The 16,357-nt window shown below is 62.5% G+C and carries 13 protein-coding genes; 12 read left to right on the top strand and 1 reads right to left on the bottom strand.

Features of this window, described 5'->3' with window-relative positions; translation table 11 throughout:
- Nucleotides 1-41 precede the first annotated feature (41 nt).
- The 7 genes from IFO71_RS11745 to IFO71_RS11715 all read left to right on the top strand — a co-directional run bounded on the left by IFO71_RS11745 (nt 42) and on the right by IFO71_RS11715 (nt 7,252).
- Nucleotides 42-482 carry a 50S ribosome-binding protein YggL gene (locus IFO71_RS11745; protein ID WP_192029831.1) on the top strand — a complete coding sequence of 147 codons (441 nt, stop codon included), beginning with the start codon at nt 42-44 and terminating at the stop codon, nt 480-482.
- Nucleotides 467-1,177 (top strand): TauD/TfdA family dioxygenase, encoded by a 711-nt coding sequence (locus tag IFO71_RS11740; protein ID WP_192029830.1) that lies wholly within the window; start codon nt 467-469, stop codon nt 1,175-1,177. Before IFO71_RS11745 ends, IFO71_RS11740 begins: the two co-directional genes overlap by 16 nt.
- A gap of 803 nt (nt 1,178-1,980) precedes the next feature.
- Nucleotides 1,981-2,898, top strand: coding sequence for a hypothetical protein (locus IFO71_RS11735; RefSeq protein WP_192029829.1), 918 nt, complete (start codon nt 1,981-1,983; stop codon nt 2,896-2,898).
- Between the two features lie 21 nt (nt 2,899-2,919).
- Complete coding sequence (locus tag IFO71_RS11730) at nt 2,920-3,579, top strand: hypothetical protein (protein ID WP_192029828.1); 660 nt, start codon at nt 2,920-2,922, stop codon at nt 3,577-3,579.
- A gap of 157 nt (nt 3,580-3,736) precedes the next feature.
- Entirely contained in the window at nt 3,737-5,509 is a 1,773-nt protein-coding gene (locus tag IFO71_RS11725; protein ID WP_192029827.1) for a choice-of-anchor Q domain-containing protein, read from the top strand.
- Nucleotides 5,510-5,652: 143 nt separating this feature from the next.
- The gene (locus IFO71_RS11720) at nt 5,653-6,777 is read left to right on the top strand and encodes a hypothetical protein (RefSeq protein WP_192029826.1); all 1,125 of its coding nucleotides are present in this window, start codon (nt 5,653-5,655) and stop codon (nt 6,775-6,777) included.
- A 1-nt stretch (nt 6,778) separates the two neighbouring features.
- The gene (locus tag IFO71_RS11715; RefSeq protein ID WP_192029825.1) at nt 6,779-7,252 is read left to right on the top strand and encodes a macro domain-containing protein; all 474 of its coding nucleotides are present in this window, start codon (nt 6,779-6,781) and stop codon (nt 7,250-7,252) included.
- Between the two features lie 184 nt (nt 7,253-7,436).
- Here the strand turns inward: IFO71_RS11715 and IFO71_RS11710 are convergent, their stop codons facing one another.
- The gene (locus IFO71_RS11710) at nt 7,437-9,317 is read right to left on the bottom strand and encodes a glycoside hydrolase family 13 protein (protein ID WP_192029824.1); all 1,881 of its coding nucleotides are present in this window, start codon (nt 9,315-9,317) and stop codon (nt 7,437-7,439) included.
- A 376-nt stretch (nt 9,318-9,693) separates the two neighbouring features.
- On the opposite strand from IFO71_RS11710, the gene IFO71_RS11705 reads away from it, so the two are divergent.
- From IFO71_RS11705 to IFO71_RS11685, 5 genes are all read left to right on the top strand, one after another.
- The gene (locus IFO71_RS11705; protein ID WP_192029823.1) at nt 9,694-11,250 is read left to right on the top strand and encodes an AbgT family transporter; all 1,557 of its coding nucleotides are present in this window, start codon (nt 9,694-9,696) and stop codon (nt 11,248-11,250) included.
- 187 nt (nt 11,251-11,437) lie between these two features.
- Nucleotides 11,438-12,487, top strand: coding sequence for a bifunctional nicotinamide-nucleotide adenylyltransferase/Nudix hydroxylase (locus tag IFO71_RS11700; protein WP_192029822.1), 1,050 nt, complete (start codon nt 11,438-11,440; stop codon nt 12,485-12,487).
- Between the two features lie 78 nt (nt 12,488-12,565).
- On the top strand, nt 12,566-13,990 hold the full coding sequence (locus IFO71_RS11695; RefSeq protein WP_192029821.1) for a nicotinate phosphoribosyltransferase: 1,425 nt from the start codon (nt 12,566-12,568) through the stop codon (nt 13,988-13,990).
- Nucleotides 13,987-15,135, top strand: coding sequence for a hypothetical protein (locus IFO71_RS11690; RefSeq protein ID WP_225444578.1), 1,149 nt, complete (start codon nt 13,987-13,989; stop codon nt 15,133-15,135). The genes IFO71_RS11695 and IFO71_RS11690 overlap by 4 nt, the downstream gene beginning before the upstream one ends.
- Nucleotides 15,128-16,282 carry a class I SAM-dependent methyltransferase gene (locus IFO71_RS11685; protein WP_192029820.1) on the top strand — a complete coding sequence of 385 codons (1,155 nt, stop codon included), beginning with the start codon at nt 15,128-15,130 and terminating at the stop codon, nt 16,280-16,282. The genes IFO71_RS11690 and IFO71_RS11685 overlap by 8 nt, the downstream gene beginning before the upstream one ends.
- Nucleotides 16,283-16,357 lie beyond the last annotated feature (75 nt).

Genomic DNA, 16,357 nt, shown 5'->3' with positions numbered 1-16,357 from the left:
CGGCGCCGCCAGGCCGCCTGCCACCGTCCAGGCAGGCACCCTTGCACGAAGCGCACCGGCAACCCGTGCAGAGTCAGCTCGAGCAGTTGAATTCGGGGCTGGCCTCCACGCATAGTCGCAGCAGAATTCGCGCCGAACCGGAGATTCGCATGCGCTTCTACACCCTGCGTCCGCATCATCGGCGTCGTCATCGCAAGAAGTTCAAGCTGGCCGAGTTTGCCGAGTTCGGCTTTGCCCTACGTGGAGCCGATCCTTCGCACTGGGCCGATCAGCCCGACGATCGGCTGCTGGCCTTTGTCGACTATCAGGGCTGGTGCTTCGATGGCGAACGTCAGCCCCTGGATGGCTTCGTTTCGCGCTTTGGCGGCGGCTCACTGACTGAGGTGGATCGTGAGCTGATGCGCAGCTGGCTGGCCGAGCAAGGGGCCGACCGTATCGACGTTGGCCCACTGCAGGATCACTGGGAGTGGGTGTCGAACTGAGCCAGCGACCGTGGCCGGCGGCGCATGACTGGCGCGACGGCGCGACGTGGCTGCGAACCCTGCTTGAATGCGGTGCGGTGCGTCTGCCCGGTGTACCGATCGAGCCCAATCATTGCGGCCTGCACCGAGTCGCCGCCTTGCTCGGCCCACCCTCGCTGCGTGCCGTGTCAAGGCAGCCTGACTTGAACCAGGGCCGCGGCGTGCAATCGGTGCGCGCACTCGCTCAGCCGATAGGTAATCGCTTCGGTGAAACGCTGCGTTCAAGCGGCTCTGAGGCTTTTCCACTGCACACCGACGAGGCGTTCCTGGAGCGTCCGTGCCGCTGGGTGTTGCTGCATTGCTGGCAGGCTGACCCGGATGGACGGGGCGCCTCCGTGCTTGCCGACCTGCGGCAGCTGGCGCTCGCCGATCGGCCCACGCTGACTCGACCCTTGCCCTACCGATGCGGCATGCATGTCACCCTGCCCGAAGGAGCGCCGGCCCGCTTCAATCCCGAAGCGTTGCAGTCGCCGCTGAACGATGGCGATCTGCAGGCGGTCGATCGCATTGCCGCTGCCCTCGCGGCGCAGTCAGTGCGCTTTCTGTTGCAACAAGGGGAGCTTCTGGTGATCGACAACTGGCGGCTGGCGCACGGTCGCGAGGCTTTCTCGCCTGAGTCGTCACGATTGCTGCTCCGGCTGCGACTGCTGGGCTAGTGTCCTGTCGCAGAAATACGTTTCGCAGGGCGCGCGATCTTTTGCAAGATTGAGTCGGCGGTGGCGATCCACTGGTAAGGGGTTTCGTACGCGTTGTATCGGGTTACGAAGAGCTCAATCTCACCATCCGCGCGCAATCGGCCCATCAGCGTTTCCCGCAACCAAGCCCGGAAAAGTATACGTCATGTATGAATGTTATTTATGCGACATGACACTAGGTTGAAAACCGCCCAACGATTTCTGTGTGGAGTTCGCAATTGGTGGTCGATGCCGATGGGCCTTGCTGGATCGGCAAGTCGATTTGACGGTAAGAGCGGCCAAATGATCATTGCGTCCTGTGAATTTCGCAGTAGTGAGCCCGATGTGCGCTGTTAGCGTGCTACTGTCCAAGCGCTTTCGTAACGCGTTGTATGGGCTGTCCGCTGAAATTCAGTGGCCTGCCCGGATGCGACACGGAGGGTGTACGGAAGATCAGTGTTCGATTTCCAGCAAACCGTTCGACTGGCTCATCTCAAGTGTGGCGCTGTCCAACTTCAACCTCTTGCTTGAAAAATCTTACTCAGACGCGCCGAATCCGGCACAGGTCCGGACTCGGCTCACGCTGATCAACAACGTACGTTGTTGATCGCGGCGGTGCATCCGTGCACCGCAGGAATCTCTGAACTTGTTCAGAGATTCCTTAGCAGTCGGCCGAAGAACTCCCGGATGGAGGTTTTTCAGCAACCTGCGACTTGGGTCGGCAGCACGGAGGGGAGGGCGTCATCGCTGGCGGTGAGCGTCATTCATCAAACGTGGGGGAAACCATGAGCAGTGCGATCTGTATTTCAGACACGAAGGACTTGGGTGCCGACGCACTTAACAAGCAGCCTGGCTGGGGTATGTTCGGGCCGATGCATCTTCCCATCAATCAGGGGCCACAGACGCCTGCGGTGCGATTGTTCTACTACATCGTTCTGCAAGCGAACCCGGATAAATCCAAGAGTCTGCTGGTAGCGCTTCGAAACAATGATGCCAAGCGGCTCGAATACTCTGGCGACAGCGCGTTTCGACCTGGCGAACTGCTGGCCACAGGCAAAGAAGGGGGGCAAGACGGTGGGTTCCTGAACCTGGGTACGGCGTTGCGGGCGGCGCTACTTGGATACTACTGCGACAAGGTGGAAGTGAAGATGTTGCTCAATGGCAACTGCTTTGTCTTTCAAGGGGGATTCCCTGAAGCTGCCAACGAAGGCGGCTCGACCGGTCACTCCGATTCGGTCAATCTCGGCAGCTTTGGTGACACCTTGACGGCAGGCATTTCGCATTCAGACACGGTGGGGCGGTCGATCAAGGACTTCGCGTTGCTGGACAGCTCCTCAGACACGGCATGCATTCATTCGTATGAATTGCGCAAGTGCGCGGACGGGACCGACTACAGTGGGCCGGACGACCTCTTCCCGCCGGTCAAGGTCGATATCGCTCACGTCAAGCCAGTGCGCGGTGTTCCCGAGCTGGCGCGCACCAATTTCCCGCTGTACGACTACGGCATCTGGACGACCAAGCGCGACCAGGTCTACGACAACACCGTCACGCTGACCCTCGAAGTGACCGCGCATATGGTGATGGTGATGGGCGGAGTGTCGACCACCGGGCCCGTGTCGACCCCTGGGCACAAAGTGCTGGATAAGCAGACGTTGTCCTTCAAGCACAGCGTTGATATCGACCTTAGTCAGGTATCGGCCTAAGGCATTCCGGGCGCTCGGCTCTTGCCGATTGCCTCCTTCGTTGTCGGCGGACAGGGGTTGAGGACTATGAAGACGTTTGATGAAAGGCAGTGGGGATATCTTTGGGTCGGAATGGAATTGCTCTACAGCGGCAACAGCAACTCCCCAGAAAGAGCCATCGCTGGCTATTCGGTGCTGCAGAAGTTTGTTGCAAACGAACTACCCGACAACCCTGACCAGCAGCAGATCGATCGCGTTACGCCGACCAAGGATCAGCTGGATGCCATGGAGAGAGTATCCCAGGGAATCTTGCGGCGAATAGACAAGGATCTGGCGCTGATCGATGCCTATTTGCAGCGTGCGGTGGACCGCAGCCTGGAGAAAAACGCGGACCGGCACTATCACCGACCCGAATCCAATCCACAGTGGGAGGCTGAACAGGCACAAGTGCGGAACCGCGAATACGATGCGCTCCATTTGAAACCACCAGACGAGGCGGACAACGACACTGGCGACGGCGACGGCGGGCCTTCGATCACGGGGCGTGGTGGCGATGGATCGGGCGGCAGCTCGACGGGGCCCGGCAGCGGCGATGATGACGAAGGCGATGGTGACGACACCGGCGATGGCGATTCCGGGAGTGGAGGTGCCGGCGGCGGTGAGGATGGCCTTCCTGGTGATGGCGAGGGCGGCAAGCCGTAGTTTGCCGCTGACATAGTGAAACGCCCCATGTTTGTTCCTTACAGCGACTGGAGACGATGCGCCAGTTCCTCGCCCGGCGCGCATTCAGCGACCAGCGGCAGTCGCCCTGTGGTGGCAGCCGGCTATCCTGCGCCCTGAATTTCACGGGTGAGTGGACGTGTTGGGTCGAGTTCTGGTGTTTGTCGGGCTGCTGTGCCTGCCGATTGCGGCGTCGACGGCGCCGCTATTGCGCTTCAGTGATCTGGTTAGTGGACCGAGCAGCGGCAACAGTGATGCCGCGGGCGGCTTGAGCGAAGCGCAGCACGGCAGCATCGTGACGGTATGGGGGCAGGGGCTGGGCGATACGCAGTCGAGCAGCATCGTCTGGCTGGAGCGCGCGGGAGGCGAGCGGCTCCAGGCAGCGCATGTGTACTACTGGAAGCCCGCTGATGGTCAGGCGCCGGGTGGGCCAGCCGATCTTAGCCGCTACCATCGCATGCAGGAGATCGCATTCTCGCTGCCGGCGTCACTGGGTGCGGAATCGGTGCAACTGCGTGTTGAAGTGGGCGGTGAGTTGTCCAACGGGCTGCCCTTCCTGGTGCGTGACGGACGCATTTTCTTTGTCTCCGACAGTGGCAACGACAGCACGGGAGACGGCAGTTTCGCCGCTCCGTGGAAGACGCTGGACAGCGCAGCCGATCCCAGCCGAGGCCGATTGCAGCCCGGGGATGTGATCTATCTGCGCGGGTACTCCGATACCGACTCGGTTCGAATCGGCAGCGTCACTCCCTACGCGGGCAGCGACAGCCATCCCTTCTTCGTCGCCAGCTACCCGGGCACGCCGGCTTACATCTCCAATGTCGCCAATCCGACGGCCGACAACCGCAGCGTGAATTTCCCCGCAGCCTTGCGCAATCACTACGGCGGCAATGACCATTGGAGCTTCTCCAAGCTGCGGCTGGAATCAAATATCAGCGCTTCGATGTCGTTCTATCGCATGCGCTTCATCGGCAACGAGGTGTTTGGTCCGCACGCCGAAGGCACCGGTGGCGTGGTGTCCGGCAGCGGTCGACAGGCCGGCGGCGGTAGATTCTATGGCAATGACGTGCATGATTTTGGCAACGCCGGTACCAGTTTTCTGCACCACATCTTCTATCTCTCCAATCGCAGCACTGGCCCCGCCACCGAGGCCTATGAGTTCGGCTGGAATTACCTGCATGACAACGGCGCGCCGCATGCGTTCCATATCTTTGATCAGAACGGCCAGGGTGGAAACTGCGCCGGTGGCGCCGCTACCGGTATCGGCGCCTTTGACGGCACCTTCCGTGTGCATGACAACGTGGTGCGCAATCAGCGCGGTTGCGGTTTTCACTATCAAGGTGGCTGCGGCACCTATGGCGATTTCACCGCCGATGCAGAAGTCTGGAACAACCTGTTCATCAATGACCCGGAGTCGCCGCTCGGTGGCACGCCGATCTGCCTCAGTACACCGGTGCTGGATGGCAGCGTCAAGGTGAGCCATAACCTGATGTTTGGCTACGGCAGCCTCCATGATCCGGCCCAGAGCAGCATGGTGCTGGCCTTCGCTTTCAGCGGCGAGGCACAGATTCACAATAACATCGTGATCGATCGCCGCGGTGCCGGCGACTTTGTGCAGGGGCGGGCGCCGGATGTCGCCAGCCGCAATCTGTTTGCCATCGAGCAAGGGGTGAGTGGTGCGGCGGTCGCGCCTGCCTGGCCGGAGACCTTGACCGAGCTGCCCCAGTTTGTCGCTGTCCATAACGGTGACTTTCGCTACTCCGAGGGGTCCAGCGGCATCGATCAGGCCAGCGCACAGGGTATCGAGCGTGATCTGCTCGGCGTGCCTCGTCCACAAGGCGCGGGCGTCGATCTCGGGCCCTTCGAGTTCAGTCTGCAAGCCTCCCTGGTGTTCAGGTCGGGCTTCGAATAGGGTCGCACGGGCCGGCGCCTGCGCTGCCGGGCCGGATAGGCGTTGCGCAGACGAAGGGCGGGTAGCCGATGTGTCGCCCTGTGATGTGGCGCGCTACCATCAGTCCAGACCGGCGCGCGCTTACCGGACTGGAGGTGATCGCCATGATCGCAGACCAACTACACGGCTTGCAGGTAGCGCTGGTCGACCCGGAACGGTTCGAGGTTCTGAGGTTTCATCCGGGGCAGGTGTCAGCGACCTTGGGTAGTCGCTCCACAGCGCTGTGCGCCTCGGTGCTGAGCCTGGAGGTGCTGGACGAATCGACACTGCGGATTCACGGTGAGGGGGTGGAGATCGTCTGGTCGCAGATCGAGCTGGGGCCGGAAGCGTTGCGAGTGCTGCGCAACGGCAGACCGGCTGAGTATCGTTTCGAGCCGGAGTTGGCGCCCAGTGCCCCGATCGCCAAACAGTCCGAGCAGCCTTCCCTTCCGAGGTCCGGATTCCATCTGAGTCCGATTTATCTGGTCTTCCTGCTGTTCGGTCTGCTGGCCTTGTTTTGGGACTGGCGGGCATTGATCGGGCTTGCCGCTTTGCTGCTGGTCGCCAAGCTGCTGATCGCGTTCGAGAACAGAAGGCAGGCGAGTGGCCTGATATCCGGTGATGTGCGGCCCCAGCAGGATGGGGCTGGTGCTGGGTCGGCAGCGGAATCGGCCTCGGCGCTGAATGCCTGCCCGAGCTGCGGCAAGCCCTTGTTTGTGGTCGAGCCGGGCCGGACGACGGCCGCGGAGATCAAGGCGTTTGCCAGCCGCGCGCAAGGATGGTGTGAGAACCCCGAGGCTATCGCTGGATGGATGCCACCCGGTCAATACTGCGCCAATGGCTGTTTCGCCGTCCACAGCTCGCCGGCCGCCCAGGCCATTGCAAACAATGGGCGATCCGAACGCCTGCCGCCGCCAGCGCGAATTGTGCTGGCCGATGTGCTGCGTGACGGTGGCAGTTATCGTCTGGACTACGAATCGACCTGGGGCGAATTTATCGAGGTCAATCTACCAGTTAAGATTGAAGGTAAGCTGCGTCGGGTCGGCTATTACCCACCGCAGCTGAGGCGGCAGCCATCTCCTGGCAGTGAAACCACTGATCCATGGACGCTGGACTGGGATGAGGCGGCGGCGCTGGCCGCTCTGCTGCGACCGCTGTTGAGTCTCAGCGGCGATATCCAGGGTGGCAATGCCGAGCGGGCGCGGGAGATGCTGCGCTACCTTGGTTTGCGCGGTGAGCTGGCGCGATGATATGAAGCCGCAGATGGTCGTCGGCGATCTGCTGGATCAGCCGGTCGAGGTGATCGTCAACAGCTGGAATCGCAACATCATTCCCTGGTGGCTGTTGTTGCCGCAGGGCGTTTCGGCGGCGATCAAGAAACGCGGCGGAACGCAGCCCTTTCAACAATTGGCGCGCTTGGGTCCAATCCCCCTGGGCGAAGCGCGCCTGACCACGGCGGGCCGACTGCCCTTCAAGGGCATCGTACATGTGGCCGGCATCAACCTGTTCTGGTTCGCTACCGAGTATTCGGTTACGCAGTCGGTGCGAAACGCGATGCGCGAAGTTGAGCGAAACGGCTTTCGCAGCGTGGCGTTTCCGCTGATTGGCTCGGGATCCGGCAACCGAGCCCGCGACTGGTCGCGGGCCTGCATGCTACGCGCATTTGATGGTCTTGAGAGCGACGCCGAGGTGCTGATCGTGGAGTATCGGCCACAGCGTGCTTGAGGGAGGCCCGAGGCTAGTGTCCTGTCGCAGAAATACGTTTCGCAAGGCGCGCGATCTTTTGCAAGATTGAGTCGGCGGTGGCGATCCACTGGAAAGGGGTTGCGTCAGCGTTGTATCGGGTTACGAAGAGCTCAATCTCACCATCCGCGCGCAATCGGCCCATCAGTATTTCTGCGACAGGACACTAGCGCTGCGGCGCTGACGTCGACTCAAGAACTCGAATGTCGTCCGCTGGCACGCGGATGCCTTGACCGAGATCGACCCGGGTCTGATCCAGCACATCCAGCAGTTCCCCTGCATCGCCCAAGGCTTCACGGAAGCGTCGGGCGTCAAGCGTTTGCTCCATTGCGCTGCGATTGATCGCCACCAGGACAGTCTGCTCGGCGCTGCGCCGGGCGAACACGTACACACCGTCCTTGGGCAGAAAATGAATCAGATCGCCGCGGGTGAGTGCGCTGGAGCTGCGACGGAAGCGCAGCAGGCTGCGAACCAGCTGTTGGGTCCGACGCGCCGTGTCGGTCAGGCCGGCGCCGGTGAAACCATTGACCTTGTCGCCCGCCCAGCCGCCGGGGAAATCGCCTCTGACCCGCCCGTCATCGCGCTCCACCGGGCTGCTCATCGCCACTTCCGAGCCGTAGAAGAGTTGCGGTGTGCGCGGCAGGGTGAGCAAGTAGGTGAGCGCCGCGCGGTAGCGTCCTTGATCCTCTCCGAGCAAGGAATACAGCCGCGGCGTATCGTGATTGCCGTCAAACAACACCATGCGTTCCGGCGCCGGGTACAAGGCGTCGTTGACCAGAGCCTGATACAGCCGATCCAGCGCTTTCTGGCCATCGTCCTGCGCCAGGGCCTCACTCAGCTCGTAGTACAGCGGAAAATCCATCATGGCATTGGTGGCGCTGTCGGCGTGACGTGATTGTCCGGCGTTGGCCTGCCAGTGCGAAACGATGGTGGGGTTGCGACTCCACTCTTCGCCAACGATCGAGAAGCTCGGATATTCCTGAACAATCCGTTTCGACCAGCGGGCGAGGAAGTCGGGCTCGGAGTAGGGGTAGGTGTCTTCGCGAATGCCCGAGAGGTCGGCGTACTCGATCCACCACAGGCTATTCTGGATCAGGTAGGTCGCAAGGAATGGGTTGCGCTGATTGAGATCCGGCATGGTCTCGACAAACCAGCCCTGCAGGAACTCGTCGCGGTCGACAGCTGCCGCGTAGCGATCCTGCACCGTGGTGCGGGCATGGGTGGTCGGGCTGAACTGGCCGTTGCCGTTGATCCAGTCAGCGCTGGGTGGATCGCGCAGCCAGTGGTGATGCGAGCCAATGTGATTCAGCACGATGTCCTGGATCACCCCGATGCCGCGTTGGCCGGCAGCGGCGACAAATGCGCGGTAATCCTCATTGCTACCGAAACGTGGATCGATGCGGTACAGATCGGTGGGCGCATAGCCGTGATAGGAATAGGCCGGCATATCGTTCTCGACCAGCGGCGTCGGCCAGATCTGGGTAATGCCGAGATCTGCCAGATAGGGCAGGGCCTGAGACATTCCGGCCAGGTCGCCACCGTGACGTCCGCCTGGCTTGCTGCGATCGATCTTTTCCAGCGTATCGGCGCTGTTGTCATTGCGTGGATCGCCATTGGCGAAGCGGTCCGGCACCAGCAGATAGATGGCGTCCTGCGGGCCGAAGCCGACTCGATCTGCCGAGCCCTTGCGCCTCGCCTGCAGCGGGTACTCGATCTGCGCCACCGATTGGCCGTCGCGCGTCAGTTCCAAGGACACCGTTCCCGGCGCCGTGTCGGCTGCGATCACCAGGTCCACGAACAGGTAGTTTGGACTGCTGAGTCGGTGCTGGGCGGTGATCGTGACGTCTTTGGAGACGCTTCGCGCTTCGGCCTTTGCGATGTCCGGCGCATGAATCATCAGCTGCAGCGACGGGTCGCGCATGCCTACCCACCAGAAAGGCGGCTCCACCCGCAGGGATTGATTCGCAAGGGCAAAGCCGGGCAGGGCCAACAGCAACAGGCCAAAGGACATCAGGCCAAAGGACATCAGGCGGACCGATACGCGCATGCAAAGCTCCGAGACTGGAATCGCGGGGGGCACCCGTGCGCACGGATTTCCTTGCGCATCGGTGCCCCGGAACTCCCTCCCCGATGTTTGGGCAGGGGTGGGGTGGGAAGAGGGGGATGCTGGCTTCGTTCGCCCCCTCTTCCCCAGCCCCTCCCCCGCCAGGGGGAGGGGAGCAAGTCGTGACTTCTGCGAATCAATGGGTTTCGACATCGGCTCGTGAAGAGACGGGCACTGTGTTGGTCGGGGGTTGGCCGGGTCAAGACTGAATTCGATTGCATTGCGGCAATGGCCCGCGCGAACCCCTGCCGCGCGCTGGACTGGCCCTCGGCAGCGAGGCTGGTAGACTCCGCGGTCCATTGCCGCGCACGTGTCTGCCATGAACGCTACCGCCATTGATGTCTCTGCCCCGCCGCGCTCTGCCGTCGATCGCTTTCTGGTCGTGGTCGAACGGGCCGGCAACCTGCTGCCGCATCCGGCCACCTTGTTCTTCCTGCTGACCCTGCTGGTCATCGTGCTGAGTGCGATCGCCGCGCAGTTCGATCTCAGCGTGCTGCACCCGAAGACCGGCGCCGCGGTGGAGCCGGTAAACCTGCTCAGTGTGGCCGGCATTCAGCGCATCATGGGCGGCCTGGTGACCAATTTCACCAGCTTCGCTCCCTTGGGCACCGTGCTGGTGGCCCTAATAGGTATTGGCGTGGCCGAGCATTCGGGCCTGATTGGTGCCTGCCTGCGCATCGTGGTGCTGAATGCGCCGCGCTTTCTGCTGACGCCGATCGTGGTGTTCGCCGGCGTGATGTCGAACATGGCCAGCGAGATTGGCTATGTGTTGCTGGTGCCGCTGGCTGGCCTGCTGTTCATTGCCGCCGGGCGCCACCCGATCCTGGGTATCGCGGCTGCCTTCGCTGGCGTGTCCGGCGGCTACTCGGCCAACCTGCTGCTCGGCACCATCGACCCACTGCTGTCGGGGCTATCGCAGGAAGCCGCGCAGATCGTCGATCCGGCTTATCACGTAAGTCCCGCGGCCAACCTGTTCTTCATGCAGGCCTCGACGCCGCTGGTCACCCTGCTTGGCTGGTGGGTCACCGAGAAGATCGTGGCGCGGCGCTTCCCGGATGGCGACCATGCACAGGGCGACGAGCGCATCGAGCCCTTGTCGGCAGCGGAAAAGCGCGGCTTGCTGTATGCCGGCCTTGCCACGGCGCTGTTCACCGGCCTGCTGCTGCTCGCCACCGTACCGGCCAATGGCGTGTTGAGGATCGCCGGCGAGCCCAACCTGATGAAGGCGCTGGCGCCGTTCCTGCACAGCATCGTGGCGCTGATCTTCCTGGCCGGGGCCCTGGTCGGTATCGCCTATGGCGTAGGCGCCGGCACCATCAAGAGCGATGTCGATGTCATCAAGGGCATGAGCAAGAGCATGGAAACCCTGGGCTCCTATCTGGTCCTGGTGTTCTTTGCGGCGCAGTTCGTCGCCTTGTTCAACTGGACCAATCTGGGGCTGATCTTTGCCGTCGAAGGCGCGGAAATGCTGAAGGCGCTGGGCCTGCCAAAGATTCCGCTGCTGATCGGATTCATCCTGCTGACCGCGACGGTCAACCTGGCGATGGGCTCATCGTCGGCCAAGTGGGCCCTGATGGCGCCGGTGTTCGTGCCGATGTTCATGCTGCTCGGCTATTCACCGGAGGTGACCCAGACCGCCTACCGTGTGGGCGATTCGGTGACCAATATCATCTCGCCGATGATGAGCTACTTCGCCCTGATCATCGCTTTCCTGCAGCGCTACGAGCCCAAGGCCGGCATCGGCACCGTGGTAGCGACGATGATTCCGTACTCGATCACCTTTTTCTTTGGCTGGGCGTTGCTGTTCGCGATCTGGATCGCCATGGGCTGGCCACTGGGACCGGGTGCGGCCCTGACCTACACGCCGGCGGGCTGAGGTGAATCGCTGCAGCTGTCTCACGCGCGCCCACAGCGGTGAGCGTGGGAAGCGAGCGCCGTAGCTGAATCCGCAACCAATGTCGAGTGAACTGCCGGCTGAGTTCACTTGCCAGTGCTGGAAATCGGCGTAGTCTGAAGGCAACCCCGGATAGACCGGGGTCTTGCCACCACCGTGAGGGAGCCTCATGGACTACGACTATCTGGTCTTCATTGGCCGCTTCGAGCCGTTCCACAATGGCCATGCGGCCGTCGCCGAACAGGCCCTGTCACGAGCGCGCAAGCTGATCATCCTGATCGGTTCGGCCGATACCCCACGCAGCATCCGCAACCCCTGGTCGGCCTCCGAGCGGGCTGTGATGATTCGCTCAGTGCTGGGGGAAAACGCCCAGCGTGTGTTGATTCAACCGCTGCGAGATCATCTGTACAACGAAGCGCAGTGGATCGCTTCGGTGCAGCGACGCGTTGCCGAGGCGCTCAGCGCGGATGCTGCAGAAATCTCGGCCAAGGTCGGCCTGATCGGTCAGGACAAGGATGCCAGCAGTTACTATCTGCGCGAGTTTCCGCAGTGGCCACTGGTCGATGTGCGGCAGACCGAAACCCTGTCCGCTACCGAATTGCGCAACTATCTGTTCAGCGCAGGCGATGATCATGGTCGCGGCGCCTTGAATCTGCTGCGGGCCAATGTGCCTGAGCCGGTATTCGACATGCTGGAGGCCTTTCGCCGCAGTTCGCCGGCTTACCCTGATCTGGTGGCGGAGCATCGCTTCATCGATCAGTACCGTGCCAGTTGGGCAATGGCGCCGTATCCGCCGACCTTCGTCACCACGGATGCGGTGCTGGTGCATTCAGGGCATGTGCTGCTGGTGAGGCGTCGGGCCGCGCCGGGTAAAGGGTTATGGGCCTTGCCCGGTGGCTTTCTGCACGGCAATGAGCAGCTTCTTGAGGGCTGCCTGCGCGAGCTGCGCGAAGAAACCCGGGTCAAGCTGCCGCTGCCGGTTCTGCGCGGTTCTCTGCGCGGCAGTCATGTGTTCGATCATCCGGATCGCTCGCTGCGCGGGCGCACCATCACCCACGCTTTCCACTTCGATATTCCAGCCGGCGAACTGCCGACCGTGCGCGGCAGTGACGACGCCGACAAGGCGCGCTGGTTTCCGATCAGCGATGCGCTGGAAATGGGGTCGCAGCTGTTCGAAGACCACTTGCACATCATTGAATACTTCGTCGGCCGCGGTTGAACCCAGCGTTCAGTCACGGTTGACGAACCCGCTGGCGGATAGACCGCCGGCTTTCATCGACGAGAAGGAGCTTCCGTCATGCGACACCTCGAAAACCTCATCCTCAACACCGATAGCTATAAGGCCAGCCACTGGTTGCAGTATCCGCCAGGGGTGGACCGCACGTTTTTCTATGTCGAATCGCGCGGTGGGCAGTACGAACGTACGCTGTTCTTTGGCTTGCAGGCGATCATCAAGCAAAGCCTGCTGACGCCGGTCAGCCACGCCGATGTCGATGAAGCGCGCGAGTTCTTCACCGCGCACGGCGAGCCGTTCAACGAAACTGGTTGGCGACGCATCGTCGATGTTCATGCTGGCCGCTTGCCGCTGCGCATCCGCGCCGTGCCGGAGGGTAGTGTGGTGCCCACCCACCATGCCCTGGTCACCATCGAATCCACCGACGCCCAGGCGTACTGGTTGCCGTCCTATATCGAGACCTTGCTGTTGCGACTGTGGTATCCGGTCACCGTGGCGACCATCAGTTGGCACGCCAAGGCCAGCATTCTCGAACATCTGCGCCGCACCAGCGATGACCCGGAGGGCCAGATCGGCTTCAAGCTGCATGACTTTGGCGCGCGCGGCGTATCCAGCAATGAGTCGGCGGGCCTGGGCGGTGCCGCGCATTTGGTCAACTTCCTTGGCACCGACACCGTGGCCGGCGTGCTGACCGCGCGGGCGTTCTATGGCGAGGCGATGGCCGGGTTCTCGATTCCAGCCGCCGAACACAGCACGATTACCAGCTGGGGTCGCGAGCGCGAGGTTGATGCCTACCGCAACATGCTGCGGCAGTTCGCCAAGCCGGGCACACTGGTCGCCGTGGTATCCGATAGTTATGACATCTATCAAGCCATTGATCAGCATTGGGGGCGCACGCTGCGCGAGGAGGTGATTGCGTCGGGCGCCACGGTGGTGATTCGTCCTGACTCGGGTGATCCGGTCGATGTGGTTGAACGCTGCCTGCACAAGCTGGACGCGGCGTTTGGCAGCACGCTGAATGGCAAGGGCTATAAAGTGCTGAACCACGTGCGGGTGATTCAGGGCGATGGCATCAATCCAAACAGCCTGCGGCAGATCCTGGAGCGGGTGACCAAAGCCGGTTTCGCCACCGACAATCTTGCCTTTGGCATGGGCGGCGGGCTGCTGCAACAGCTCAATCGCGATACCCAGAAGTTCGCTCTCAAGTGCTCGGCTGCGCGCATCGATGGTCGATGGATCGACGTGTACAAGGAGCCGAAGACCGATCCGGGCAAGACCTCCAAGCGCGGGCGGCTGACCCTGGTGCACGCTGAGGAATTCGACAGCTGGCGTACTATCGCGGTGCCGGATGAAGTGGATGACCTCGACGCGGCGCCCGCGCCGGCCGGCTTCCGCCACGCCCTGCAGACCGTCTACGAGAACGGTGAACTGCTGCTCGATCAGCCGTTCACTGCCATTCGAGAGCGCAGTGCGAGGGCCTTGCGATGAGCGCGCAGCTTCAGCGCAGGTCCGCCACGCCGCCGCGTCCGGCTCGGAACCCAGGAGCTGCCCGCGGCCCGCTGTGGTTGCAGCCGGGCTTGCAGGAACTGCTGGATCAGCGCCTACCGGTCAGTCAGCGGCTACCGGACTTGCGGGATGAGAATCGTTGGGTCGATGTGCAGCTGGGCGACAGGGTCCATCGTCTGGCCCAGCCGATCACCTTCACGCCCTATGCCTCAGCGCAACCCTGTTCGGCACGCTGTCGCTTCTGCTCCGAAGCGCTGAGGCCGGACTTTGCCGGGCCGATTGCGGCCAAACTTCGACCCGGCCCAGGCTATTTCCAGGGCTTGGCCACAGCGCTGTCCTTGCTTACCGCGGTGCCGCTGTCCTGGTCGTTGTCCGGGCTGGAGAGCACCGATGACATCGACTGGATGCTGCAACTGCTGGGCGTGCTGTCGGCCGCCGAGTCGGCCGGGCTATCGGTGGAGTCGCGGGTGTTGTACAGCAATCTGGCTGGCTTTTCGGGCACGCGTGCCGAGGCCTTGATTCAGGCTTTGCACAGTTTCGGCCTGGGCTGGATCGAAGTCTCCCGTCACCACCATGACGGCGCCCGTAACCAGGCCATCATGCGTTTTCGCGACGGGCTCGGTGTTGTCGACAACGACGGTTTCCGGGCCACCGTGCGGAAGCTCGATGCACGGCTGCGCTACAAGCTGGTCTGCGTGGTGCAGCGCGGCGGGGTTGATAGCGTCGATGAGCTGCTGGCCTACCTCGACTGGGCCTTGGCGCATGGCGCAGAGCAGGTCATCTTTCGCGAACTGGCGCGCATGGACGGCGCGTATCTGCCCAATTCAACGTCACGTTATGTGGCCCAACAGCGCATCGATATCGGTGATCTACTGGCTCGCTGTCTGCAGCGCCGGGCCTTTGCCGACCGTTGGCTACCCCGGCGCGTGACCCGTGGCTACTACTTCAGCAATATCGTGCTGGCCGAGGAAGGCGGCCGCGAGATAGTGTTCGAGGCAGCCGACTACGGCGATATGCATCAGCGACACGACTCGGACCGGGTATACAAATTGATCTACTTCGCCAACGGTGAACTCGCGGCCGACTGGCAGCCGGGCCGGCGCACGCTCTGGACATTTGATGGCTAGTCGCAGCTGGATGGTCATGGAAGGGCAGGATCCGCGCTACCGCCTGCCCGATGACTTGCAGCAGCGCGATCCGTTTGCGGCCCGCGATATCGGTTGGGTGGAGCAGATGCGGCCGTTCATTCGCGAGTTTGCCGCGCCGGGCCAACGGGTGATTGATCCATTCGCTGGTCTCGCCACCACCTTGCTGGCGGCTGGGCTCGAGGATTGCTCTGCGCTGGGCTTCGAGCTGAACCCGCTACGCGTGGAGTTGGCCAGGGAGCGATTGGCACGTCATCGTCTTCTGAACATGGAGCTGCGCTGTTCCGAGTTGTCGGAGGCCTGCGGCGAGGAGATCGCCAGCTGCGATCTGGCGCTCACCAGCGTGCCTTATTTTGCTGCCGTGGCCGCGATGGGCCAGCACTCGCACGCTGCTGGTGCTGGCGATCAGCTTTATGACTCCGCACACTATCAGGCGCATCTCGACCATCTTGGCCTGCTGTTCCATCGTCTTCGGTATTGGCTGAAGCCGGATGCCTATTGCATTGTCATGGCCGAGAATCTACGCATTGGTGCTAGCGCGATACCGCTGGCCTGGGATCTTGCCGCCATTCTGGCCGACCTGTACCAACGCGGTGACGAGCGGCTGCTGGTCTATCCGGCCCGGGGGCTGATGCAGGCGCCGCAGATGCACAGCGATCGCAGTCACGAGTACGCCCTGGTGTTCCGAAACACCCGTCCAGCCAGTATTCGCCGTTCGGATGCCTGGCCCTGGCTACAGGCGCTATGGTCACAGGGATTGAACTTCGCCCTGCACGGCAGTGCCGCCCGACTGTGGGCGGATGCCGATGCTGACGCGGCCGTGGCGGATGTCGATCTGCTGTTCGATCCTTCACAGCGCGATATCGATCGTGCTGCCGCCTGGTTGCGTGAGCACGGCTTTGCGCTGCGCAGTTGGGGTCGGCCGATGGCCCTTCCTCTGCCGCTGGGGTCGCTCAGCGGCCGCTATGCGGTGCTGGCGGAACGCATCGAGCGCACTGGCCTGAGGCTGCGTTTTGACCTGGGCTTCGAGCTGGAGGGAAGGGACGTTGCCTCTGCCTTGTCGAAGGCGCACATGCACTCTGGGCTGCGACTGATTGGCTTGGAGCATTCGTTCGAACGCTTGGCCTGAAGAAGCCGGCGCGCGATGATAGCGCGGCAGATCAGCGACCGGGCGCAGCCTGCGCCCAGGCGACTGATCCGCAGG

This window comes from Pseudomarimonas arenosa (assembly GCF_014841215.1).
Classification (GTDB): domain Bacteria; phylum Pseudomonadota; class Gammaproteobacteria; order Xanthomonadales; family Xanthomonadaceae; genus Pseudomarimonas; species Pseudomarimonas arenosa.
This window is presented reverse-complemented; position numbering and strand designations above follow the sequence as displayed.